The sequence below is a fragment of the Alienimonas californiensis genome, assembly GCF_007743815.1.
Classification (GTDB): Bacteria; Planctomycetota; Planctomycetia; order Planctomycetales; family Planctomycetaceae; genus Alienimonas; species Alienimonas californiensis.
Window position 1 is genome coordinate 1,357,249 of sequence record NZ_CP036265.1, and the last position, 23,347, is coordinate 1,380,595.

Annotated in this window: 13 protein-coding genes; 7 read left to right on the plus strand and 6 right to left on the minus strand. The window is 71.5% G+C overall.

Annotated features, from left to right (window positions below):
* The first annotated feature begins 28 nt into the window (after positions 1 to 28).
* Together CA12_RS05345 and CA12_RS05350 are read left to right on the plus strand one after the other, a co-directional pair.
* The gene (locus CA12_RS05345) at positions 29 to 2,134 is read left to right on the plus strand and encodes a caspase family protein (protein ID WP_145357840.1); all 2,106 of its coding nucleotides are present in this window, start codon (positions 29 to 31) and stop codon (positions 2,132 to 2,134) included.
* A gap of 53 nt (positions 2,135 to 2,187) precedes the next feature.
* On the plus strand, positions 2,188 to 4,365 hold the full coding sequence (locus tag CA12_RS05350; protein ID WP_145357841.1) for a caspase family protein: 2,178 nt from the start codon (positions 2,188 to 2,190) through the stop codon (positions 4,363 to 4,365).
* A gap of 424 nt (positions 4,366 to 4,789) precedes the next feature.
* Here CA12_RS05350 and CA12_RS05355 read toward each other — a convergent pair whose 3' ends face one another.
* From CA12_RS05355 to CA12_RS05365, 3 genes are read right to left on the minus strand one after another with little or no spacing between them, the layout of a single operon-like run.
* Positions 4,790 to 8,143, minus strand: coding sequence for an error-prone DNA polymerase (locus CA12_RS05355; RefSeq protein ID WP_145357842.1), 3,354 nt, complete (start codon positions 8,141 to 8,143; stop codon positions 4,790 to 4,792).
* 16 nt (positions 8,144 to 8,159) lie between these two features.
* A complete protein-coding gene (locus CA12_RS05360; protein ID WP_145357843.1) occupies positions 8,160 to 9,641 on the minus strand; it encodes a Y-family DNA polymerase in 1,482 nt (493 codons plus the stop codon).
* Positions 9,631 to 10,419 (minus strand): hypothetical protein, encoded by a 789-nt coding sequence (locus CA12_RS05365; RefSeq protein WP_145357844.1) that lies wholly within the window; start codon positions 10,417 to 10,419, stop codon positions 9,631 to 9,633. The genes CA12_RS05360 and CA12_RS05365 overlap by 11 nt, the downstream gene beginning before the upstream one ends.
* A 674-nt stretch (positions 10,420 to 11,093) precedes the next feature.
* Here CA12_RS05365 and CA12_RS05370 point away from each other — a divergent pair.
* Positions 11,094 to 12,467, plus strand: a complete 1,374-nt coding sequence (locus CA12_RS05370) for a sulfatase family protein (RefSeq protein ID WP_145357845.1) — start codon at positions 11,094 to 11,096, stop codon at positions 12,465 to 12,467.
* Between the two features lie 130 nt (positions 12,468 to 12,597).
* On the opposite strand, the gene CA12_RS05375 is transcribed toward CA12_RS05370, so the two are convergent.
* Positions 12,598 to 13,911, minus strand: a complete 1,314-nt coding sequence (locus CA12_RS05375) for an ankyrin repeat domain-containing protein (RefSeq protein ID WP_145357846.1) — start codon at positions 13,909 to 13,911, stop codon at positions 12,598 to 12,600.
* A complete protein-coding gene (locus CA12_RS05380; protein WP_145357847.1) occupies positions 13,908 to 15,266 on the minus strand; it encodes a DUF1552 domain-containing protein in 1,359 nt (452 codons plus the stop codon). Before CA12_RS05380 ends, CA12_RS05375 begins: the two co-directional genes overlap by 4 nt.
* 910 nt (positions 15,267 to 16,176) lie before the next feature.
* Here CA12_RS05380 and CA12_RS22965 point away from each other — a divergent pair.
* Positions 16,177 to 16,305, plus strand: a complete 129-nt coding sequence (locus CA12_RS22965) for a hypothetical protein (RefSeq protein ID WP_261342392.1) — start codon at positions 16,177 to 16,179, stop codon at positions 16,303 to 16,305.
* Positions 16,306 to 16,684: 379 nt separating this feature from the next.
* Positions 16,685 to 18,052, plus strand: a complete 1,368-nt coding sequence (locus CA12_RS05385) for a PEP-CTERM sorting domain-containing protein (protein ID WP_207622152.1) — start codon at positions 16,685 to 16,687, stop codon at positions 18,050 to 18,052.
* Positions 18,053 to 18,675: 623 nt separating this feature from the next.
* On the opposite strand, the gene CA12_RS05390 is transcribed toward CA12_RS05385, so the two are convergent.
* Complete coding sequence (locus CA12_RS05390) at positions 18,676 to 21,063, minus strand: DUF1592 domain-containing protein (protein ID WP_145357849.1); 2,388 nt, start codon at positions 21,061 to 21,063, stop codon at positions 18,676 to 18,678.
* Positions 21,064 to 21,289: 226 nt separating this feature from the next.
* On the opposite strand from CA12_RS05390, the gene CA12_RS05395 reads away from it, so the two are divergent.
* On the plus strand, positions 21,290 to 22,618 hold the full coding sequence (locus tag CA12_RS05395; RefSeq protein ID WP_145357850.1) for an alkaline phosphatase D family protein: 1,329 nt from the start codon (positions 21,290 to 21,292) through the stop codon (positions 22,616 to 22,618).
* Between the two features lie 49 nt (positions 22,619 to 22,667).
* Positions 22,668 to 23,339 (plus strand): 3-keto-disaccharide hydrolase, encoded by a 672-nt coding sequence (locus CA12_RS05400; protein WP_145357851.1) that lies wholly within the window; start codon positions 22,668 to 22,670, stop codon positions 23,337 to 23,339.
* Positions 23,340 to 23,347 lie beyond the last annotated feature (8 nt).

Genomic DNA, 23,347 nt, shown 5'->3' on the forward strand with positions numbered 1-23,347 from the left:
CCCGTTCCCCCGCGTCCTGGACCCTGCCGTGCCCGCCCCGTGCCCCCCGCCGCTCGCCGTCGCTTCGCTGCTGATCGCCGCGGCGCTCGGCGGGGGCCTCGGCCCGGCCGTCGCGCACGCGCAGCCGCCCGGCGAGCCGGAGGACGAGTTCTCCGTCGACGAGGCGAACGACGTCCGGACCATCCCGCGGTATGCAGTGGTCGTCGGCGTGAGCGACTACGACGACCAGGCGATCCCCGACCTGCCGGTCTGCGATCTGGACGCCAAGGAGGTCTACGCGGCGCTGACCGACCCGAACGTGGGCGGCGTGCCGAAGGCGAACGCCACACTGTTGATCGGCAAGGACGCCTCCCGCAACGGGGTCCTCAAAGCGTTGAACGCACTGCGGGCGACGCCGAAGAACGCGACCGTGTACTTCTATTTCAGCGGCCACGGCGCCCGGGTGGGCGATCAGACGTACCTCATCCCGCAGGACGCCGAAGCCAGCTTCCTCGCCGGTTCCGCGCTCTCGCAGAACGAATTAAACCGTTATCTGGAGGCCGTGCCCGCCAGCCGGATGGTGCAGTTCGTGGACGCCTGCTTCGCCGCCGGGCTGCGGTCCGATCCGTCGAAACCGACCAAGGCCTTCGCCGCCGACGCCGAGGCGGCGCTGCAATCCTTCACCGGCCGCGGCCGCATCTTCTTCGGGGCCGCGGGGGAGGACGAAGAGGCCCTCACCGCCCCGGACAAGCAGCGGAGCGTATTCACCCTCCATCTGCTCGACGGGTTGAAGGGCGGGGCGGACGAGAACCTCGACGGGGTGGTGACGGCGTTTGAGGTGCAGGCCTATCTGGACCGCACCGTCTCCGTGGAAGCCGCCCAGCGGGGCGGTCTGCACAGCCCGCGGGTGGAGTTCCCCGCCGACGTGGTGAACCCCAGCCGCTACCCCCTCACCATCAACGCCGCCGCGCTGGAGTCGCGGACCGCCGCCGCGAAACTGCTCCGCACGCGGCTGAACGCCTTGGAGGCGTTCTTCTACGCCGGGAAGCTGAACCTGGCGCGGCTCGAACTGGCGCGGGATCTCGTGAAGCGCCCCGAGAAAGCCCTCGCCGGCCACGAACGGATCGCCCGCGACGAGGTGCTGGCCGCGATCGACCGCGGTTCGGTCGACGCCCGGATGTCGCTCGCCCTGGACCGGATGGGCGCCCCCTCCCTGCCGGCGGCGCCCAAATCGATGCACCTGCGGGCGACCGTGCCGGCGCCGCTGACGCTGGAGGGGCACGACCGCCCCGTCGCCGCCGTCGCCGTCTTGCCGGACGGGTGGCGGGCCGTCAGCGCCTCGGCCGACGGGACGCTGAAGGTCTGGAACCTCGCCACCCGAACCTGCGACCGCACGCTGGGGGGCGATCAGGGGCACGGGGGGAAGGTCTCCGCCGTGGCCGTCACCCCGGACGGGCTGCGGGCCGTCAGCGGGTCGGCCGACCAGACGTTGAAGGTCTGGGATCTGGCCACCGGAGTCTGCGAACGCACGCTGGAGGGGCTCGCCAGCAACGTCACCGCCGTCGCCGTCACGCCGGACGGCAAGCGGGCCGTCAGCGGGGCCTGGGATAAGACGCTGCGGGTCTGGGACCTGAGCACCGGCGAGGCCGGCGATCCCCTGGAGGGCCACACGAACTGGATCGCCGCCCTGGCGATCACGCCGGACGGGACGCGGGCCGTCAGCGCCTCCTACGACAACGACCTGCGGATCTGGAACCTGACCACCGGCGCCTGCGAGCGCACGCTGACGGGCCATTCCAACAGCGTGACCGCGGTGGCGATCGCCCCGGACGGGCAGCGGGCCGTCAGCGCCTCGGGCGACGGGACGTTGAAGGTCTGGAACCTCGCCGACGGGAGCTGCGAGCGAACGCTGGAGGGGCACTCCGAATGGGTCGACGCCGTCGCCGTCACCCCGGACGGCCGCCGGGCCGTCAGCGGCGCCTGGGACGGGCAACTGAAGGTGTGGAACCTGTCGACCGGCGTCTGCGAACGCACGTTGCAGGGCCACGCCGGCGTCGTGAACGCCGTGGCCGTGACGCCGGACGGCGGGCGGATCGTCAGCGGCTCCCACGACGACACCCTGCGGGTCTGGGACGTCTTCGAACCGGACCGCTGACCCGCCGCCGGTACCCTGTCCTGAGCCTTCGCCCCGCAGCCCCCGCCGTCGCCGTGTCGTTCGCCCGCCGTCCGCTGCCGCTCGTCGCTTCCGGGCCGTTCGTCGCCGCGCTGGCCTTGTGTCTGCTGACCGGGGCGACCGCGTTCGCCCAAGCCCCCGCCCTGCCCAACGGGGCTACCCCGCCGAACGGGGCGGCGGCTCCGGACGATCGGTTCTCCGCGGAGGAGGCCAACGCCGTGGCCGGGCGGGTGAAGAACGAACCGCGGCACGCCCTGATCGTCGGCGTGCCGGACTACGCGGACGCGGCCATCCCCGACCTGCCCGTCTGCGCGCCGGACGCGAAGGCGGTCTACGACCTGCTGACCGACCCGGCCGTGGGCGGCGTGCCGAAGGCGAACGCCACGCTGCTGATCGGCAAGGACGCCTCCCGCCGCAACATTCTCAAGGCGTTGAACGACCTGCGGGCCGTGCCGCAGGAGTCCACGGTCTTCTTCTACTTCAGCGGTCACGGCGCCCGGGTGGGGGATCAAACGTACCTGATCCCGCAGGACGCCGAAGCCGCCTTCCTCGCCGGCTCCGCCCTCTCCCAAAGCGAACTGGACCGCTATTTGAAAGCGGTGCCCGCCAGCCGCGTGGCGCTGTTCGTCGACGCCTGCTTCGCCGCCGGCCTCCGCACCGACCCCGGCCGTCCCACGAAAGCCTTCGCCGCGGACGCCGAGGCCGCCCTGCAATCCTTCACCGGCCGCGGCCGCATCTTTTTCGGCGCCGCCGGCGCCGACGAGGAAGCCCTCACCGCTCCCGACAAACAGCGGAGCGTGTTCACCCTCCACCTGCTCGAAGGCTTGGGCGGGAAGGCCGACGGCAACGGCGACGGCGTGGTGACGGCCTTCGAGGTCGCCGCCTATCTGGACGGCACCGTCTCCGCCGAGGCGAGGAAGCGGGGCGGCCTGCACCGGCCCCGGGTGGACATCCCCGCGGACGTCGTCGACCCCAGCCGCTACCCCCTCACGATCCACGCCGCGGCATTGAAGTCGCGGACCGCCGCCGCGGTGCTGCTCCGCCAGCGATTGGACGTGCTCGACGGGTTCTTCCTCGACGGCGCCCTCACCCGGCCCCAGCGCGATCAGGCCGCGACGCTGCTATCGACGGACGAACCGCGCCTCTCCCGCCTCCAGCGGCAGGCCCGCGACACGGCGCTGGCCGCGGTCGAACGGGGCGCGGTCGACGAACGTCTGACCCGCGCCTTGGATCTGATGGTCGAACAGGCCCCCCCGCCGTCGACCGGGGCGCCGTCGACCGGGGAGCCGAAGGGCCCCACGCCGATGCGGCTGCGGGCGGTCGTGCCCCCGCCGCGGGTGGCGGAGGGGCACCTCGCCGGGGTGCTGTCGCTGGCCGTCGCCCCGGACGGGCAGCGGGCCGTCAGCGGATCGTGGGATAAGACGCTGCGGGTCTGGAACCTCGCCGAGGGAACCGCCGAACGGACCCTGGAGGGCCACCGGGAACGCGTGAACGCCGTGGCGATCACGCCGGACGGGACGCGGGCGCTCAGCGGGTCCTGGGACCGCACGCTGGCGGTCTGGAACCTCGCCGACGGCCAGCCGGAGCGGGCGCTCAACGGGCACAGTTGGGGCGTGCTCGCCGCGACGATCACGCCGGACGGGCAGCGGGCGCTCAGCGGGTCGTGGGACAAGACGGTGCGGGTCTGGACCCTCGCCGACGGCCGGGAGCAGTTCGTTCTGAAGGGCCACGCGGAGCAGATTAATTCAATCGCGGTCGCGCCGGACGGCGGACGGGCGGTCAGCGCCTCGGACGACGGCACGCTCCGGGTCTGGAACCTCGCCGACGGCCGGGAGGAGCGGGTCCTCGAAGGCCACGCCGCCGCGGTGCGGGCCGTGGCGATCGCCCCGGACGGCGAGCGGGCCGTCAGCGGGGACAAGCACGGCGCCCTGCGGATCTGGAACCTGACCACCGGCGCCGCCGAGCGGACCATGAAGGGCCACCCCGACGGCGTGAACGCCGTGGCGATCACCCCCGACGGCCGGCGGGCCGTCAGCGGGGGGGGCGACGGCACGGTGCGGGTCTGGAACCTCGCCGCCGGCGCCGCCGAGGGCACGCTGGAGGGCCACACCGGCAGCGTGAACGCCGTGGCGATCACCCCCGACGGCCGGCAGATCGTCAGCGGCTCCAACGACCGCACCCTCCGCCTCTGGGACGCCTTCGAGCGGGAATGAACTGCGTCGAATCCCGGTTCTCCCCTCTCCCCCCTTTTGGGGGAGAGGGGTCGGGGGTGAGGGGGCGGCGACTCCCGGACGCTCTTCGACGGCCCGCCTCGCTCTCCCGCCGGTCCGTCACCGCACAGAGCGGGGGCGGGTGAGGGTGCGTCACCCTCACCCCCGGCCCCTCTCCCTGGGGGAGAGGGGCCGGGGGAGGGGACAGTGACGCCCGGTCGCCGTTGTGGGTCCGCTCACTCTCTTGCAGCCCGAGGCGCAAGCCGAGGCGGGCGAGCATGGCCGACTCACTCGGCCTCGCTTGCGCTTCGGGCTCACAATCTTTGAGCGGCAGCGGGCGAACCGTGCGTCACCCTCACCCCCAGCCCCTCTCCCTCAAGGGAGAGGGGAGCACGACGCCCCGGCTCGCGCCTCGGCCCGCCGTCGCTCAGTGAAAATCCCGGCTGCGCAGCCGGGCGCCGTCGAGCGCGGCGTCGGCGGGGCCGGACCGCAGCGCCTCCCGCAGGTCGGTCAGCCGACTGACGACCAGGTGCAGCGTCTTACGGCTGTCGTCCCGCTGCACGGCGCCCGTCACCAGCAGCGCCCCGGCGGTGCGGGCGGGGCGGTGGAACGCCTCCCACACGCTCGGCCAGAGCACGAGGTTCGTCTCGCCGGTTTCGTCTTCAATCGTGACGAACGTGACCCCCTTCGCCGACCCCGGCCGCTGCCGCATGAGCACCAGCCCGGCGACCGTCGCGGTCGTGCCGTCCGCCAGCCCGCCCAGCCGCCGGCAGGGCAATACGCCGCGGGTCTTTAATTGATCGCGGACGGCCGCCATCGGGTGGCCGTTCAGGCTCAATCCGGTGCGGGCGTAGTCCTCGATCACGGTTTGATGGGGGGTGAAGTTCGGCAGGGCCGGCGTCGGGTCGGAGGGTTCGACCTCCAGCCCCGCGGCGTCCGGCAGCGGGGCCGCGGTGCGATCCGGCAGGGCGTGCCAGCGGGCCTGACGGCGGGCCAGCCCCAGCGAGGCGAACGCCCCCGCCCCGGCGAGCCGGTCGCAGGCCGTCCGCGGCAGCCCGGCCCGGCGGGCGCAGTCCGCCACGGAGACGAACGCCCCGCCCGCCGCCCGCGCCCGGGAAATCGCCTCCGCGTGCACCTCCCGCAGCCCGGCGATCTGCCGCAGCCCCAACCGCAGCGCCGGCCGCTCCGGCAACGGGCCGCCGCTGACGTGGCCTTCCTTGTTCCGGTCTTCGAGGGTGCAGTCCCAGTCGGAGGCGTTCACGCACGCCGGCCGCACGATCACCCCCTGCCGCTTCGCCTCTTTCACAAGCTGGGCCGGCTGATAAAAGCCCATCGGCTGGCTGTTCAGGATCGCCGCGAAGAACGCCGCCGGATGCCTGCATTTGAGATAGCAACTCACGACCACCAGACAGGCGAAGCTGGCGGCGTGGCTCTCCGGGAAGCCGTACTCGCCGAAGCCCTGAATCTGAGCGAACAGGCGGTCGGCGAAGTCCCGCTCGTAGCCGTTGGCCCGCAGGCCGTCCTTCAATTTGCGTTCGAAGTCGCCGATGTCCCGACCGCTTTTCCGCCACCCGGCCAGCGCCCGCCGCAATTGATCCGCCTCGCCCGGGCTGAAGCCGGCGGCGACCTCGGCGAGCTTCATGCACTGCTCCTGAAAGATCGGCACCCCCAGCGTGCGTTCCAGCACGGCCTTCACCCGGTCGTCCGGGTAGGTCACGTCCTCTTCGCCCCGCCGGCGGCGGATATACGGATGCACCATCCCGCCCTGAATCGGCCCCGGACGGATCAGGGCCACTTCAATGACGAGGTCGTAATACCGCTCCGGCCGGGTGCGGGGCAGCGTGGCCCGCTGGGCGCGGCTTTCAATTTGAAACACCCCCGCCGTCTCCGCCCGACGGATCATGCGGTAGGTGTCCGCATCGTCGATCGGAATATCGGCCAGGTCCAGCACGTTCGCCCCCGTCACGCCGAGGTCCCGCGGGGCCTCGGCGTGACGGGCCGGCGAGGCGCTCCGCCGCAGTTCCGGGGCGAGCCTGTGCACGTCCAGCAGGCGAAAACACTTTTGAATCGCCGTGAGCATCCCCAACGCCAGCACGTCGACTTTTAACAGCCCGAGGGCTTCGAGATCGTCCTTGTCCCACTGCACGACGGTGCGGTCGGTCATGCTGGCGTTTTCCACGGGGACGAGTTCGTCCAACCGGCCGCGGGTCATCACCATCCCGCCGCTGTGCTGCGAGAGGTGCCGCGGAAAGCCCAGCAATTGCCGGACGAGCGTGATGAGCTGCTGGGCCAGCCGCGTGTCCGGGTCGAACGCCGCCTCGCGGAAGCGGGTTTTCAGTTTCTCGCCGCAGCCCTCCTCGCCGTAGCGGCCGATGCTTTTGGCGAGCGCGTCGACCCGGTCCAGACTCAGCCCCAGCGCCTTGCCGACGTCGCGGATGGCGCTGCGGGGGCGGTAGGTGATGACCGTCGCCGCGATGCCGGCCCGCTCCCGGCCGTATTTTTGGTAGAGGTATTGAATCACCTCCTCGCGGCGTTCGTGTTCGAAGTCGACGTCGATGTCCGGCGGTTCGTTGCGTTCCTCGGACAGGAACCGCTCGAAGAAGAGATGATGCTCCGCCGGGTCCACCGCGGTGACGCCCAGGCAGTAGCAGACGGCGCTGTTCGCCGCCGAGCCCCGGCCCTGACAGAGAATCCCCCGGCTGCGGGCGAACCGCACCAGGTCGTAGACGGTGAGGAAATAAGCCGCGTAGTTCAGCTTTTCGATCAGCCACAATTCATGCCCCAGCGCCGTCTTGACCGCGTCCGGCACGCCCCTGGGATAGCGGTCGCGGGGGTAGCGCTTCTCCGCCCCGGCCCAGGTCAGGCGGGCGAGGTAGCCCATCGGCGTTTCGCCCTTCGGGACGATCTCCTCCGGGTATTCGTACCGCAGTTCGTCCAGATTGAACCGGCAGCGCTCGGCGATCTCGACGGTGCGATCCAGCAGGTCGGCCCGGCCGTGGAAGGTGCGGAGCAGGTCGCCGCGGTCTTTGAGGTGGCGTTCCCCGTTGGGGGCGAGTTCGGCGACCAGTTCCGACACCGGCCGCCCCAGCCGGGTCGCGGTGAGCACGTCGTGCAGAAACCGTCGGTCCGGGGCGTGATACAGCACGCCCCCCGCCGCGACCGGCGGCAACCGGGCCGCGTTCGCCGCGGCCAACTGTTCCGCCAACGCCCGCCGATCCTCCGGCCCGCGACTCAGTTCGACCAACCCCCAGCAACGCCCGGGGAAGGCGTCGCGGAAGTCCGCGGGAGTCGTTGTCTCCTCGCGGGACTCCCGATCGAGAGTTAGCGTGACGCCGCAGCAGAGTCCGGCGGCGTGGGCGGCGACGTCGGAGAAGCGGAGGTCGCACGCTCCCTTCGGCGCCCGCCGCCGGCCGGCCGTGAGCAATCGCGACAGGTTGGCGTAACCGGCCCGCGTCTCCGCCAGCAGCACGCAGGGGGGAGCGTCGCGGCAGACGACTTCCGCCCCGACCAACAGCGGCAGCCCGACCCGCTTCGCCGCGACGTGCGCCCGCACCACGCCGGCGAGGGTGTTCACGTCCGTCACCGCGAGGCCGGCGTAACCAAGGGCCGCGGCGGTCTCGACCAGTTCGTCCGGGTGGCTGGCGCCCTCGAGGAACGTGAAGTTCGACCGGCAACGCAACTCCGCATAGTTCGCCCCCCTCTCAGTTAACGCCGAGGGCCGGCCGGCCCTCGGCGTTACGGGCGCGTCAGGGCGCGAGGGCGGGTGCGGCGTCTCCGGCATGAACGGTCTCCCGGCGCTAGCTGAACAGGCCGTGCAGGAACCAGCGACCGGTCTTCAGGTCGCGGAACAGCCAGAGCCGTTCCCCGCCGGCCAGTTCGGCCCGCCAGTAGTCGCGCTCCGTCCGCGGGCCGGCCCACCAGCCGGTTTGCAGACGCTCCGGGCCCCAGGCGGAGGGGATCTCCGTCGTGCCGCGGCCGCGGCGGGTCAGGCGGAACGGCGGGCCGTCCGGGACCAGCGAGAGCACCCGCACCGGCTCCGGCGGGTCCAGCAGCACGACCGGCCGCGTCCCCGGCAGCCAGCCGGCCGGCACGGGATAGCCGCCGTCCCCCCGGCCGTTCAGGGCGGGGACGAGGCGGTAGGAACGCTCCGGCAGCGGATCGCCGGTCGGTTCGGCCCGGCAGACGCGGTCTTCCCCCAGCCGGCCGGAGAGGGTTTCGAGCAGATCGGCCAGGTCCCGGGCCTGTTCGCCGCCGGTCTCGAACAGCGTGCCGCGGGCGACCCGCAGGCGTTCGTGGGCGGTGACGGTCAGCGTCGCCCGCCGCGGCGGGGGCAGTTCGAGCCGGTCCAGCCGGAGGGCCAGCAGCGAACTCAGCCGGGCGGCCTCCCGCGTCGGCCGGGCCGTCGCCAGCGGGACGACGCGGGCCGGGCCGCCGTTGTCGGGGATGAACTCGAACCGGGCCTCCCGCACGCCGCGGCTTTCGGGGAGGCGGTTCAGAACCTCCGCGATCAACCCGTCGCACAGCCGTCCGACCGCCTCCCGGGCGGCGGGGGCGTGCTCGCCCTCCCACTTCGCCGCCACCGGGGCCGGCGGCCGCACGGGTTCGATCGGCTCGGGCAGGCGACCGAAGAAACGGTCCAGCCGTTCGGCGAGGACCGGCCCGAACCGGCTCGGCAGCGAGGCCCGCGGCAACCCGCGGACGCCGCCGACGTCGGTCACGCCCAACTCCCGCAGCGTGCGGAGCAGCTTCGTCGGCAACCGCAGCGCCGCGGCCGGCAGGGCGTGCAGGCGGTCGGCGGGCTCGTCGTCGGTCAGAATGGTCACGCGGTCCGGGCCGAACCGCGCCAGGCCCCAGGCGGCGCCGACGCAGCCGGCGATCGCGGCCCGGGCGGCGAGACGTTCGCTCCGGGCCAGCCGCACGGCGAAGCGGACCAGCGCCCGCTCCCCGCCGAACAGGTGGGCGCAGCCGGTCACGTCCGCCGCCAGCCCGCAGGGTTCCGCCCCATCCCCGGCGTCGGCGACGCCCACCCGGGGGGAGAGCCGCCGGGAGAACAGCGCGGCGAGGTCCTCCAGCGCCGCCCGGTCGGCGGCGGGGTCGTGCTCCTCGCAGACGGCGTCCGGGACGTGCAGCGGGACCTCCGCCAGCGGCATGCCCAGCCGCACCCCGGCCCGCCGGCAGGCCCGGCAGCGGGCGGCGACCTCCCGCCCCCGCCGCCCGGCCCGGTGCAGGACGAGGGGCGAAGCGGCGGAACCGGCGGGTGAGCAGCCGTCAGCCGGCACGGGCGAACTCCCGGCGGCGGGGCCGGATTGTGCTTCGTTCGCCGAATCGCGGCGGACCCGCTGCACCGGCCAGTCCGGCAGCCACAGGCAAAGAGTCCGCGGGGGCGGGGACTTCCGCGGGGACGAGCCGTGCGTCATCGGTCAGCTCCAGGGTCACGCCGCGTTCGAGGTCCTCCGTCAGCGCCGCTCCCCGCCGCCGCAGCACGCGGACGCGCCAGCGGGGTCGGGGGGAATCGCACTCCCGCACGCCGGGGCCGGGGGCGGGAGCGACTTCCAATCGCACGTCGGCCCAGCAGGCTTCGCGGCGGGCGGCCGCCGGGCGGACCAGCAGGCCGGGGCCGCCGCCGGCCGCGGCGCCGGTCTCCGCCGCCAGGGCCAGCCGGCGGGCGGCGACCGGGTCGAGCCCCGCCGGCAGGAAGCCCGCCGTCGCCCCCAGCCCGGGGCACCGCAGGCAGCGTTCCAGCGCCCACAGCCGATCGCGGTCGGAGCGGGGGCGAACCCAGACCGCCCGCCGCAGCCCGAGGGCCGCCCAGGCCACCGGCAGCCCCCGCCCCCCGCCGCCGAGCACCACCGCCGCCGTCCGCTCGTGCACTTTGTCCCTGTCGCTCTCGTCCGCCCCCCGCAGCGCCGCCGCGGCGAGGGCGACCGCGAACCCCCACGGTGCCGGCCCCTCGCCCGCGGCCCCGGCGCCCGCCACCAGTTCCACGAGCCCCGCCGGGCCGTCGAGCCACGCTCCCAGTGCCCCGGCGGTCGCCTCTTTCCTCAGCCCGGCGCTCACGCCGGGGAGCGTGTCGGCCAGATGACGAACCCGCGTTCGTGTCGCCGCCCGGGAGGTCCCGGGGCCGGCGCCAGATGTGGGGGCTGCGGGGTCGAAGAGGGACAGCATGTTGTGGACTCCCGTACACTCGAGAGCCTACCAGCCGTTCGCCATGTGTCCATGCGGACACTACCAAATCTCGCCCCGAGCGGCGACTTCCGTCTCCCCCCGGGAGCGAGTTGCCGGGGAGCCCCGTCCGGCCGACCGGCGTTCGCCCCCTGTTCTCCAAGAGAAACGTCGCTGCGGCAGACTTCCGTCGGAGGGTGCTCGGCGATTGCCGCGGACCTGCGCCGCATTGGTCCTATCGGAGCTCGTTGATTCGGCGGCGGAACGGCGGCTCGTCGGTTCGTGCTCCCCGGGTTCGCTCTCTCCCCGAGGTGTCGTGACCGAACTCCTCGTGACGCCGGCGAGGCTCGCGGCGGCGTGCTGCGGGCCTAAATGGTCGCGTCCCCACCAACCCGAAGCGTCAGCGAGGGCCGCAGGCCGGGACGGCGTTCGCCACACCGAAGCCCTCGCTGACGCTTCGGGTTGGTGTTTTCGAGCCTGCGGACGCATCGGCCGTTTCGGATGATTGTCCCCGAGCGGCCCGGTAGGCTCGGTGGCGACCGCTTCTCAACGTCCGCTGGAACGCCGAAATGCGCCTGCTCGCCCTACTTCTCTGCCTCGGCGTCCTCCAGACGTCGACGGCGGCCGCCGCGGACCGGGCCGCGGGCGCCCCGAACGTGGTGATCATTTTTATCGACGACCAGGGCTACGGGGACCTGTCCTGCTACGGGTCCGAGATCGCCGAGACGCCGCGGATCGACAGCCTCGCCGCGGAGGGGATGAAGTTCACCAGCTTTTATTCGGCCTACTGCGTCTGCTCCGCGTCGCGGGCGGCGCTGCTGACCGGGTGCTATCCGCCGCGGCTCTCGATGCCGGGCGTGCTGGGGCCGAACTCCCGGGTCGGCCTGCACCCGGACGAGGTCACGATCGCCGACCTGCTGAAAGAGCGGGGCTACGCCACGATGTGCGTCGGCAAATGGCACGTCGGCGACCGGCTGGAGACGCTGCCGACGGCCCAGGGCTTCGACCGCTACTTCGGGCTGCCGTACTCCAACGACATGGCCCGTCAAAAGGGCTGGGGCAACGATTCGCCGGATCTGGACAAGATCTGGCGGCAGAAGAAATGGGACATTTATCACAACGACCTGTACCGGAACGGGGAGAGCGCCGAGTCGCCGGTCGATCAGACCACGCTGACGCAGCGTTACACCGAGGAGGCGGTGGGTTTCATCCGTGAAAACAAGGACCGGCCGTTCCTGCTTTATATGCCGCACACGATGGTCCACGTGCCGTTGTTCGTGACGGACGACCGCTGGGAGGAAGACCCGGCCAAGGCCTACCGCCTCGCGGTGGAGCACGTCGACTGGTCGGTGGGCGAGGTGCTGGACACGCTGGAGGAATTGAAGCTCGCCGAGAACACCTTGGTGATCTATACGTCCGACAACGGCCCGTGGTTGAGCAAGCGGCATCACGCCGGCTCCGCCGGCCCGCTGCGGAACGGCAAGGGGACGACCTGGGAGGGCGGCATGCGGGTGCCGGGCCTGTTCCGCTGGCCCGGGGTGATCCCGGCCGGGACGGTCACGGACCGGGTCGCCGGGACGGTCGACCTGCTGCCGACGCTCGCCGAGGCCGCCGGGGCGGAGTTGCCGGACCGGCCGATCGACGGCCACAGCCTGCTCGGCCTGCTGAAGGACCCGCAGGCCCCCTCGCCGCACGACGAGCACGGGCTGTTCTATTACAAGAACGGCCGGGTCGAGGGGCTGCGGATGGGCCGCTGGAAGCTGCGGTTCGGCGACAAGAACGCTTCTACGGTCTCGCTGTACGACCTCGACGCCGACATCGGCAAATCGCACGACGTGGCCGCCGCGAACCCCGCCGTCCTCGGGCGGCTGATCGCGATTGCCGAACGCTACGACAGAGACCTGAAAGCGAACCAGCGGCCGATCTGGACGGCTGGGAAATAGGGCGGGTTTTCAAAGAGTCGATGATCAACCCGAAGCGTCAGCGAGGGCGTCCACGCCGTCGTTGCCCTCGCTGACGCTTCGGGTTGGTATTCAAATCGCTTCTCCGACGGCCGGAGCTTGCGCTCCGGGCTCACGGCCGCCCTAACACCTCCAGCAGCGCCGCCTCGGTCGGCGGGTGGGGACGGAAGTTGCCGGGGCGGTGGCCGCGGGCGATTTCCAGCGGGGTCTGGCCGCGGCGGTTCTTGCGGTTCCAGTCCGCCGGGTCGGCCCCGCGCTCGGCCAGCAGACGGACGACCGCGGGGCGGTTCTTGTAGGCCGCCCCGTGCATCACGGTGTCGCCGCGGCCGTCGACGGCGGCGAGGTCCGCCCCGCGGTCCAACAGCAGCGTGACGGCTTCCACCGCCTCCGCCTCGGTGCCGGCCGGCTCGTCGCCGCTGCCCAGCGGGCCGACGCCCGCGGCGGCCAGCAATGGCGTGGCGCCGTCGTTTGTTTTCAGCGTCTCGTCGGCGCCCAGTTCGAGCAGAACCGCCATCAGCGGGGCGTCGCAGGCCTCGCAGGCCAGAATAAACGGCGTCGCCCCGGCCTTATTTATTCCGGGGCGACCGCGCGGCGTGCTTTTCAGGCGGGCGTCCACGTCCGCCCCGGCGGCGACGAGTTGACGGGCGAACGTCAGGCTGCCCAGCGCCCCGGAGCCCCGCGGCGGCGGGTCGCCGTCGCCGCCCAGCGGTTTGCGGACTTTGGAGATCGCGTGCAGGGCCGTCACGCCGCCGGACCGCCCGTTCGGGTCCGCCCCGGCCTCCAGCAGGGCGGCGGCGAGGGCGAAGTGGCCGTTCTCCACCGCCAGGCCCAGCGGGGTCGTGCCGCTCTCCAACCCGTCGCCGGGCCGCTTTTCGACGGTCGCCCCGGCGTTCACGTCCGCCCCGGCCGCCAGCAGCCGACGGGCGATGTCCGCCCGGCCCTCCCGCACGGCGAACAGCAGCGCGGTGAACCCGCCCGGCGTCCTCGCGTCCCGGTCGGCGCCCGCGGCGAGCAGGCGGTCCACGGCGTCCCCGTTCCCCGCGGCGGCGGCCCACATCAGCGCCGTCTGGCCGGCCCGCTCCGTCGCGTTCGCCTTCGCCCCGGCTTTGAGGAGGGCGTTGAGCGCCCCGACGGCGCCGGTCCGGGCGGCGGTCATCAGCGGGGTCTCGCCGCCGGGGGCGGTCCGGTTCGGGTCGGCTCCGGCGTTCAGCAGGGCGGTCACGCAGGCTTCGTCCCCCGCCTCGCAGGCCAGCGAGAGCGGCGTCACCCCGTAGCGGTTCACGGCGTCCGCAGCCGCCCCCTCGCTCAGCAACCGCGTCACCGCGGCGGCGTCGCCGAGGGCCGCGGCGTCGTGCAGCGGGGTGGATGCGGGCGCCGCGTCCGGGGGAGCGGACAGGCAGACGAGCAGCAGGCCGGCGGCGGTCACGCGGCGCCTCCCAGCAGGCCGGCGACGGTGCCGCGGCTGTCGCCGAACGACTCCGCCGGCACGCCGACCTCGTGCAACAGGGTCAGATGCAGGTTCGCCAGCGGGGTCGGCTCGGCGAACCGCACGTGCCGGCCGCCGACGTGGTTCCCCGCGGCCCCGCCGGCGACCAGCACGGGCAGATCGGTGTGGTCGTGCACGTTCGGGTCGCCCATCCCGCTGCCGTACAGATAGAGCACGTGATCCAACAGCGACCCGCCGGCCTCCGGCACGGCCGCCAGTTTCTTCAGGAACTCCGCGAACAGACCGACGTGGAAGCGGTTGATCTGCGCCACCTGGGCCACCTTGGCCGGGTCGTTGCCGTGGTGGGTGAGGGGGTGGTGCGGGGCGTTCACGCCGGCTTCGACGTAGGTCCGGTTGCTGGTTTCGCGGGCCAGTTGGAAGGTCGTCACGCGGGTCACGTCCCCCCGCAGGGCCAGTATTTGCAGGTCGAACATCAGCCGGGCGTGCTCCGCGTAGGAGGCCGGCACGCCGGTCGGGCGGTCGAGGTCCGGCAGATCGCCCTCGGCCGCGGCGGCTTCGGCCCGGCCGACCCGGCGTTCGATCTCGCGGACGGCGTCCAGATAGCCGGCGACCCGCTCCCGGTCGCCGGCGCCGAGTTCGGTTCCCAGCCGTTTGAACTCCCCGACGACGCTGTCCAGCAGGCTTCCGCGCCGCCGCAGGGCCGCCCGGCACTGCTCCGGCGTGCCGCCCTCGCCGAACAGGCTTTCGAAGACCAGCCGGGGGTGGGCCTCGGCGGGCAGCGGGTCGGTCGGGGAGGCCCAGGAGAGGTTGTTTTGATAGACGCAGGCGTAGCCGTTGTCGCACTGGCCGACCATGCTCATCAGGTCCATCGCCAGTTCCAGCGACGGCAGTTTGGTGTCGGCGCCGAGGTGCCGGGCGGCGATCTGATCGACGGTCGTGCCGAGGCGGTAGTCGCTGCTTTCGGTCCGCTTGGCCTCGGCGGCGGAGAGGAACGCGGCGTTGGAGGTGGCGTGCGTGCCGGGATAGGCCTTCCGCAGTTCCAGGTTCCCCACGACCGACACCCGGTCCCGCACCGCTTCCAACGGTTCGAGCGTCGGCGGCAGCGCCCCCAGCGCCTCCCCGCCGGGCGTTCCCCCCTCAGGCATCCAGCGGGAGGGGTCGCAGCCCATCGGCATATACACGAACCCCAACCGCCGCAGCGCCGCGGGGGCGGCCGGCGTGGCCTCCTGAGCGGTGAGGGCCGGCGTCATCGCCTCCAGCAACGGCAACCCCACCGCCGCCCCGGCCCCCTTCAGCAGCGTACGGCGGGGCAACGCGCGACGGGCGACGAACATGGGCGGCTCCGGGTGCGGGGACAGCGGGGGGACGCCGGGCGGCGGACCGATCAACCAACACAAGTGTAACGTCTTTGGCCCCCCAACCGACCCGAACCGAGCCCCGACCGTCAGGGAGGCGGCCGTTTTCGACGGCCCGCCCGCCGTGCATCGGCCGGACCGCTTTGCGGGCTGATGACGCTTCGGACCGGCAAGAGCGGCCGCCTCCCGGGCGGTCGGGGCTCGGACGACGAACGCGCCGCGCAGCGGCGAACCCGACCGCGCGGGTGCCCCAGTGGGGCTCGCTGCGCGGTCGGGCCGCCGAGTCCCCTGTTCTTGGGAGGACCGGTCGCCGTGGGTTCTGCATCACGCGTGTCGTTCGCCGCCCCGCCCGGTCGAGGACCGGCCCGGCCGGTGGACGCCGGGGAAGGAGTGGGGAAGGAGGATTCGGGCACACGGCGTTCGCCGGGCTTCGGAAACGATCGCCCGCGGCGCCCGGGGCCTCACGAGCCGAAGGCTCGCCGACTCTCCCGGACGGTCGCGCGGCGGGTGCGGCGTCCGTGCCGACGGGCGGGGGGCGGATCGCGTCGCTCGGCTGCGCAGGCCGAGCGAACGCGGGGGCGGGCGAGTGCGGCGTCCGTCACCAACGTCGGCCGTCTCGCCCGCCCCGCGAGGAGCCGGATCGCTGCCCGCATCCGGTGCGGGCGGGGACGATCAAGCCCTCACCCTAGACGGGAGCGGGACCTGTTTTGTCGGAACCGCTTGCCCGGCCGTCGGTTCGGCGCACGAACCCGTCGGCGCCCCGACACCCCGCCGGATCGAACGGCCGTCGGCCCCCCCCCCCCGCCGCCCGCCCGGGGGCGGCCGATTCACGTCGACACGCTTCTCCGAGACGTCTCGCCGGCCGACCCCGGCCACCCCGCCGAAGAAGGTGTTGAAGAGCGCCCTGACGAACGCCGCCAGCATCGCCGGCCTGATGCTGACGACCCAGTGCCTCGTCACCAAAACCGGCGACCCCGGCGAGGATAAGCTCCCGACGGTCGAAGGCGCGGTGCGGTAGTGAAGACTGCGAAGGGACTCTTCCGTCCCTGGCTATCACGCCTGACTTTCAGTCACTTGACAGCTCACTCGGAAACGGGTGAGCTGTTTTTAAGTCGGTGCCACCTGTCGACCGAGGCTTTTTCGGGATAAATAAGAGTCGAGCAATCTCTGCCGCATTCTCGCGGCGAATGGTAGAGACGCGGGCGGTTCGGCCACGTCACGCTTTCGTACAGTTTTCACCAGCTGAAAGGCATTTTTATTTAGGGAACGAGACGGCAGTGAGGATTCCCACGACTGCACCAACGACGGCCGCACAGCCGCAATACCGATTCGGGAACTGGCACTTCTTTGCGAGTCTCGCAACTGTTCTTTTCACACTGACAGGGAGGATTAAGGTTATGCCGCTTGAGCCAATGTTTGCCCGGGGCGGGGCCGTGTTTCAGGACCTGTCGGGCTCGAATTTGTTCGTGCCCAAGGGGGAGATTAAACCTTCGCTTCTGGCTCGGAAGGGTTGGGCCACGCATCCCATCTGCCTGGTGGGACTCTTCCTGAGCTTGGTGAATCCGCCCGCTCCGGCTGACGCTGGGATCACCCTCAGCGGGGGCAGCGTCTATGTGTTGGGATTCGACGCTGATGAAGGTGAGTCTATGTATGCCAGCGAGATCTCGCCGTTCTACGAATTCGACCAAGGGGTTTATGGCCAGCAGGTGATGTCCGTCTCCCTTCGAACAATGCGCGCCGAGACGTCCACGATCGTTGACATCAGCGACGAAGGGCGCAATGGACGATTCTCCACTTTCAGTACGATCCAGTTTTTACCAGCAGCAGGCAACTTCGGGAACGCCGGCGCACATAGCGGAGGCGGCTCCTTTTCGATGAGATGGGAAGACCTTGAGCCGGAGACCCTGCATGTCGTTTTTGCGAGCCAGGGAGAGTCGGTGTATAGCAGTGGGATCCTTTTCCCAGGTGGGTCCGGCTCAGTGAGTGTGAAAACAGATAAATCTTGGACCGGAGTGACGACGATTACAGACTCGATTGGTAGAGACTTAAGTTTTGGCCTTGTCTGGCAGCAACCAGTTGTTACTTGGGATGATCCTTGGGATGCTGCTGGGAGTTGGTCTATGTCACACGCCGCGGTGTGGGGTGTCGGCGGTTTGCCGGGACTTCATTCGACGAACCCGCTCTTTCCGGATCCATCCCCAACTCGCGTAGATCTTGGGAATTCCGTGTTCTCTCAAACGCGGCCGGTTGCGACTGGCGGAAGCTATACCTTTACCCTGCCTGTCGTAGACGGCTACGGGCTCGAGAGTTTCCTGTACCTCGATCCCGAGGTTGCCACTGGATACGAATACTCCGCCGAAGGCAGCCGTTTTTCCAAGTTCATTCTGCCGGACCCTTTTCCCAACGGCGCAACCGAGTTCCAACTGGTCGTCAACGACCAATTCTTCACCTTATTCGCTGGCCAGGAGTTCGACTTCCGCAACGTCGATCTCAATGGCGTGGACCGCTTTAAACTGCTGGGCATCCCGGTGACCGAAGGGATCGATCCCAACATGCAGCCGCCGTTCGTGAGCGGTCTCAGCTTCACCGATGCCGGCGTGGTCACCGTCAACCAGCGGGCGCTGACGCCCGGGGTGCAGACGCCCGTCCCCGAACCCTCCAGCGTTGTCCTCTTGGGCATCAGCATCTGCATGCTTGGACTTCGGGCGGGACGCCGTCGATTGCACTTGACCGGAATTGCGAATTCGCCCGCGCAACCTGAGTAAGGCAGCGGCAGGGTGGCATGCTGATGGCGTCCGATCTCCCTTCCACTCTGGGTGGCATGCCTTCAGCCTCTTTCGGCTGTCGGCATGCTGGAGCGACGTCCGAATCCTCGTCCCTCCGTCGACGCCGCGCTCCATGCCGACGGCTCTCCGCTGGCGCTGCGAGGCGAAGGCATGCCACCCGATGGGAGGCTTGCCTCGTTGGAGCCGTCGGGCGGGTGGCACTGGTAAGGCTTCGACAGCGCCTTGCCGCTTTGGGCGCCACTGGCTCTGCCAGTGCGTTCGGCTCACGACGACCGGGCCCGGTCCGAATCGTTCGTGCGTCACCCGAGCACTGGCAGAGCCAGTGGCACACGACGGGGGCAAGGCATGGTTGCGGCGGGCGCCTGGGGCAGGCCGACCGTCCGCACCTTCACCAGCATGGGTGGCTGGGGCAGAAGGGAGGGAGGCGCCCGCCGACTGACCGCATGCCCCAGAACCAGCAGTGCCCGAGCCCTCTTCCCCTCGTTCGCACGCCACCCGTTCTGGGGCATCCGCTGACGCTCCTGCCCCAGCCACCCACCGGACGTCCGTCGGGTCCGCTCTGCGGACCGCCCTCTCCGCCCACGCGGTCCGCACAGCGGACCCTACGGCGAGGCGGCCGCCGCCCGCAGGCGGAACGGGGTGCTCTCCGTGACGGCGGTCAGCAGGGTGGCGGAGCGCCAGCCGGCGGCTTCGGCCTGTCGCACGATCTGCCGCACGGCGGGGGCGTCGTGGGGGGTCAGGCCGCGGCCGAGGGCGTAGATCAGCAGCTTTTCAGTCAGGGCCGTGGCGAATAAATCGGGGCGGTCCAGCAGGGCCGCTTCGAGGTCGGCGACGCCGGACAGCGGGCCGCCGCCGGGGAAGCCGCCGGTGGTGTCGACGGGGCGGTCCTCCTCCAACCGACGGACGCGGCCGACGGCGTCGTAGCCCTCCAACGCCAGGCCCAGCGGGTCGATCCGGTCGTGGCAGACCGCGCACGCGGCGTTCGCCCGGTGGGCCGCCAGCCGCGCGCGGACCGGCAAGCCGGCCGCGACGGTGTTGTCCTCCAAATCCGGGATATCCGGCGGCGGGGGCGGCGGGGGGGTGCCGAGCAGGTTCTCCAACACCCACGCCCCCCGCAGCACCGGCGAGGTGCGATTGGCGTAAGACGTCACCGTCAACACGCTGCCCTGCCGCAGCAGGCCGCCCCGCGTGTTGTCCGGCAGACTGACCTTGCGGAACCGACTGCCGCGGACGCCGGGCAGGCCGTAGTGGGTCGCCAGCCGCTCGTTCAGGTGGGCGTAGCCGGGGGCGAGCAGGTCCGTGACCGGGCGGTCGTTTCGTAACACGTCGGCGACCAGCAGTTCGGACTCCCGGCGGAAGGCGTCGCGGAGGTTGTCGTCGAAGTCCGGGAACCGCCGCATGTCCGGGGCGGCGCCCTCCAAGTTGCGGAGCCGCAGCCATTGGCCGGCGAAGTTCGTGGCGAGGGCGTCCGCCCGCTCGTCAGCCAGCATCCGCCGCACCTGCCGGCCGAGTTCCCCCGGCCGGGAGAGTTCCCCCCGCTCCGCCAGATCGAGCAGCGCCTCGTCCGGCCCGCTGGCCCAGAGGAAGAACGACAGCCGCGACGCCAGCGCCACGTCGTCCACCGGGTAGGCCTCGCCGTCCGCCAGGCCCGGCGGGTCGCGTTCGATCTTGAACAGGAAGTTCGGGTTCACCAGCGCCCCGGCGACGGCCAGTTCCAGCCCGGCGTCGAAGTCGTTCTCGTCAGGGCCCACCTCGTCGCGGCCGGCTTCGTAGAGGGCGCGCAGCGGGGCGAGGTCGGCGTCGGACACCGGCCGGCGGTAGGCCCGGCGGGCCAGTCGGGCGAGGGCGGCGGCGGCCCGGTCGTCGTCGCTCAGGTTCTCCGGCAGATCGCCCAGCAGCCGCCGCCGGCTCGGGGGGTCGCCGGCCTCGGACGCGTCCAGCGGGCCGGCGATCGTGATTTGATAGACCGCCGGCGTCCGCCGCGGGTGGCGGTAGAAGTTGAACCGGGCGTCCGGCGGCCGGCGGGCGGTTTCGATCAGGGAGCGGCCGACCCCGGCGAACGTCGCCCCCACCGCGTGCGGCCCCGCGGGGACCGTCAGCCGGACCGTCAGATGCCGGTCCACGGCGGCGTGGTCGGGAGGCTCCCCGCCGTCCGGCCCCTTCGAGCGGCGGGGCGGTTCGACCGTGAACGTCGCCGCCGGTTCCCCGTCGAGGAGAATCTCCAGCCGGTGGGGGCGGTCGAGGCCCTCGACCTCTTCATTGCGGTCCCGCATCAGCCGGACGGCGATCTCGTACTCGCCGGTCCGCGGGAAGGCGTGCGAGACGACCGCCCCGCCGCGGGTGCCGGGCGGCAGGCCGGCGGCGTGGGCCTCTTGGGTGCGGTCGGGGGGCAGCCGCACGGTCACGTCGCCCGCCCCGCCCGGTCGGCCGACGGCCTGCCGGGCGACCCGCTCGGCGGCGGCGAGGAAGCGGTTCAGCCGGGTCGGGGAGAGCTCGCCGACCGTCACGTTGTCGAACCCGTGCCCCTCCTCGTCGGCCGGCAGCAGTTCGGCGGCGTTCACCTCGACGGCCAGCAGGTCGCGGACGGCGTGCTGATACTCGGCCCGGGTGAGCCGCCGGAAGGTCGCCGTCCGCCCCGGCCGCGGCGCCCGCACGGCCGCGGCGTCGAGTTCGGACTCCAGCGCCCCCAGCGCCGCGGCGACCGCGGCGGCGTCCGGCCGGGGCAGTTCCGCGGGCGGCATCTGGCCGGTGCGGAGGCGCCGCACGACGGCCTCCCACACCGCCGCGGCCGCCGCGGGATCGGCGGGGTCGGGGGCGGCGAGATCGAGCCCCCCCTCGGCGGCCGGCCCGGCGTGACAGTCGAGGCAGGACTGTTCCAGCAGCGCCGCGACCGGCTCCCCCGCCGCCGCGACGGTCCCGACGGTCCCGCCCCCGCACAGCGTGCCGACGAACAACCCTGCGAGAACGGCTTTGGTCGCCGGTCGGATCATGAGAGAGGGCGGTTGGGGGCGGCGCCGGGGCGGACGGAACGCATCGGGGGCATTCTATCCGACGAGCCGGCCGCAGGTCCCCCGCGATCCGGAGCGGGCCCCGTTGTTCACGCCGCCCCGCCGCGGTGCGTTCCGCCGCCGTTGGACAGCGCGTCGCCCGGTTCGGACGATACGCGGCCCCCCGACCCGCTGGGAACGAGGCGTCACGCGCCCGGAACGTCGCACCATGACCCGTCTGATTCCGTTGCTCCTGCTGGCGGCGCCCGCCGTCGCCCACGCCGCCGGCTTCGCCAACGGGGTGAAGATCGGCGAAGTCACCCCCGCCTCCGCCGTGCTTTGGGTCCGCCTGACGGCGGACGACGAAGCCGGCAATCCGGTCCGCGAGTGGACGGCCGACGCGCCGAACTGGACCGTGCCCGGCCTCGTCGGCGAGGTTCGCTTTCGAATCCGGGCGAACGATTCTGAAGACGAGCGGACCACCGACTGGACGGCGGTCGACGGCGACTGCGATTATTGCCATCAAACGACCGTCGACGGGCTGGAGCCCGACACGCGTTATCAGGTCGTCGCGGAAGCCCGGTCGGGGGACGAGACCGCGACCTTCGACGCCTCCTTCCGCACCGCGCCGGCGGCGGACTCGGAGGCGCCGCTGTTGTTTACCGTGTCGACCTGCCAGGAGTTCGATACCAGCGACGACTTTGAGCACGGCCATCGGATTTATCGGTCGATGCTGACGCTCGAGCCGGCGTTCTTCGTGCAGACCGGCGACACGCTGTATTACGACCGCACGGAGCCGCTGGCGAAAGACATGGCGACCGCCCGCTACCGGTGGAATCGCATGTACGCCTTTCCCAACTTCGTCGCCTTCCACCGCCGCATCCCGAGTTATTGGATGCACGACGACCACGACCTGCTCAAGGACGACGCCTGGCCCGGGCAGACCTACGGGGACCTCACCTGGGATCAGGGATTAAAAATCTGGGACGAGCAAATTCCCCAGTCGGACAAGCCGTACCGCAGTTTCCGCTGGGGCGAACACGTCGAAATCTGGCTGCCCGAGGGCCGCGAGTTCCGCTCGCCGAACACGATGCCGGACGGACCGGACAAAACGATCTTCGGCGAGGAGCAATGGCGCTGGCTGGAGACGTCGATGCGCGACTCCGACGCGACGTTTAAATTGTTCCTCTCCGCCACGCCGGTGGTCGGCCCCGACCGCGACAAGAAAAAGGACAACCACGCCAACGCCGCCTTCGAGCACGAGGGGCGCCGGCTCCGCGCGTTCCTCAATTCCGTGCCGGGCTGCTTCGTCATCAACGGCGACCGGCACTGGCAGTATCACTCCGTCGACGCGGAGACCGGCCTGAACGAGTTCGGCTGCGGCCCCGCCTCCGACGCCCACGCCGGCGGCTGGAAGCAGGACGACGTCCGCCCCGAACACCGCTTCCTGCGCGTCAAAGGCGGTTTCCTGTCCGTCCGCATCGAGCCGACCCGGGCCGTCGTCACCCATCACGACGTCGAAGGCCGGCCGGTACACGAGACCGCCGTCACGCGGTAACCTCGCCGCGTTTCCCACCCCCTTCCCCGCCGCTCGCCCGCCAAACGCCATGCTCCTAAAATCGTGCCTCCCGGCCCTCGCCGCCCTCGCCCTCCTGGCGCCGGCCGCCCTCGCCGACGACGCCAAAACCGACGACGGCTTCACCCCGCTGTTCGACGGCGAAACCCTCGACGGCTGGAAGAACCCCTACACCTGGGGCGAAGCGAAAGTCGTCGACGGCGAGATCCATCTCAAGGCCGATAAAAAGTTCTTTCTCGTCACCGAGAAGGAATACGACGACTTCATCTTCGAGGGGGACGTGCACCTCCCGGAGGGCCCGGCGAACAGCGGCTTTATGTTCCGGGCGAACGTGGAGCCCAATAAAGTGTACGGCTATCAGTCCGAGGTCGACGGCAGCCCCCGCGGCTGGTCGGGCGGACTCTACGACGAAGGCCGCCGCGGGTGGTTCGTCAGCCCCAAGCGGGGCGATAAGGAGAGCGAAGCCGCATTCAAGAAGCGTGCCGGCGACGCCTTCAAACGCAACGGCTGGAACACCTACCGCATCACCGCCCAGGGCGACCACATCACCATCGCCGTCAATGGCGTGGTCGTTAGCGACTTTAAGGACGACGTCGACGCCGCGGGGCCGATCGGCATCCAGCACCACGGCGAAAAGGGCGCGGTCTACCGCTTCCGCAACCTCCGCGTGAAGCCGCTGAAATCCGGCGACGCCGCCAAATAATTCCGGCC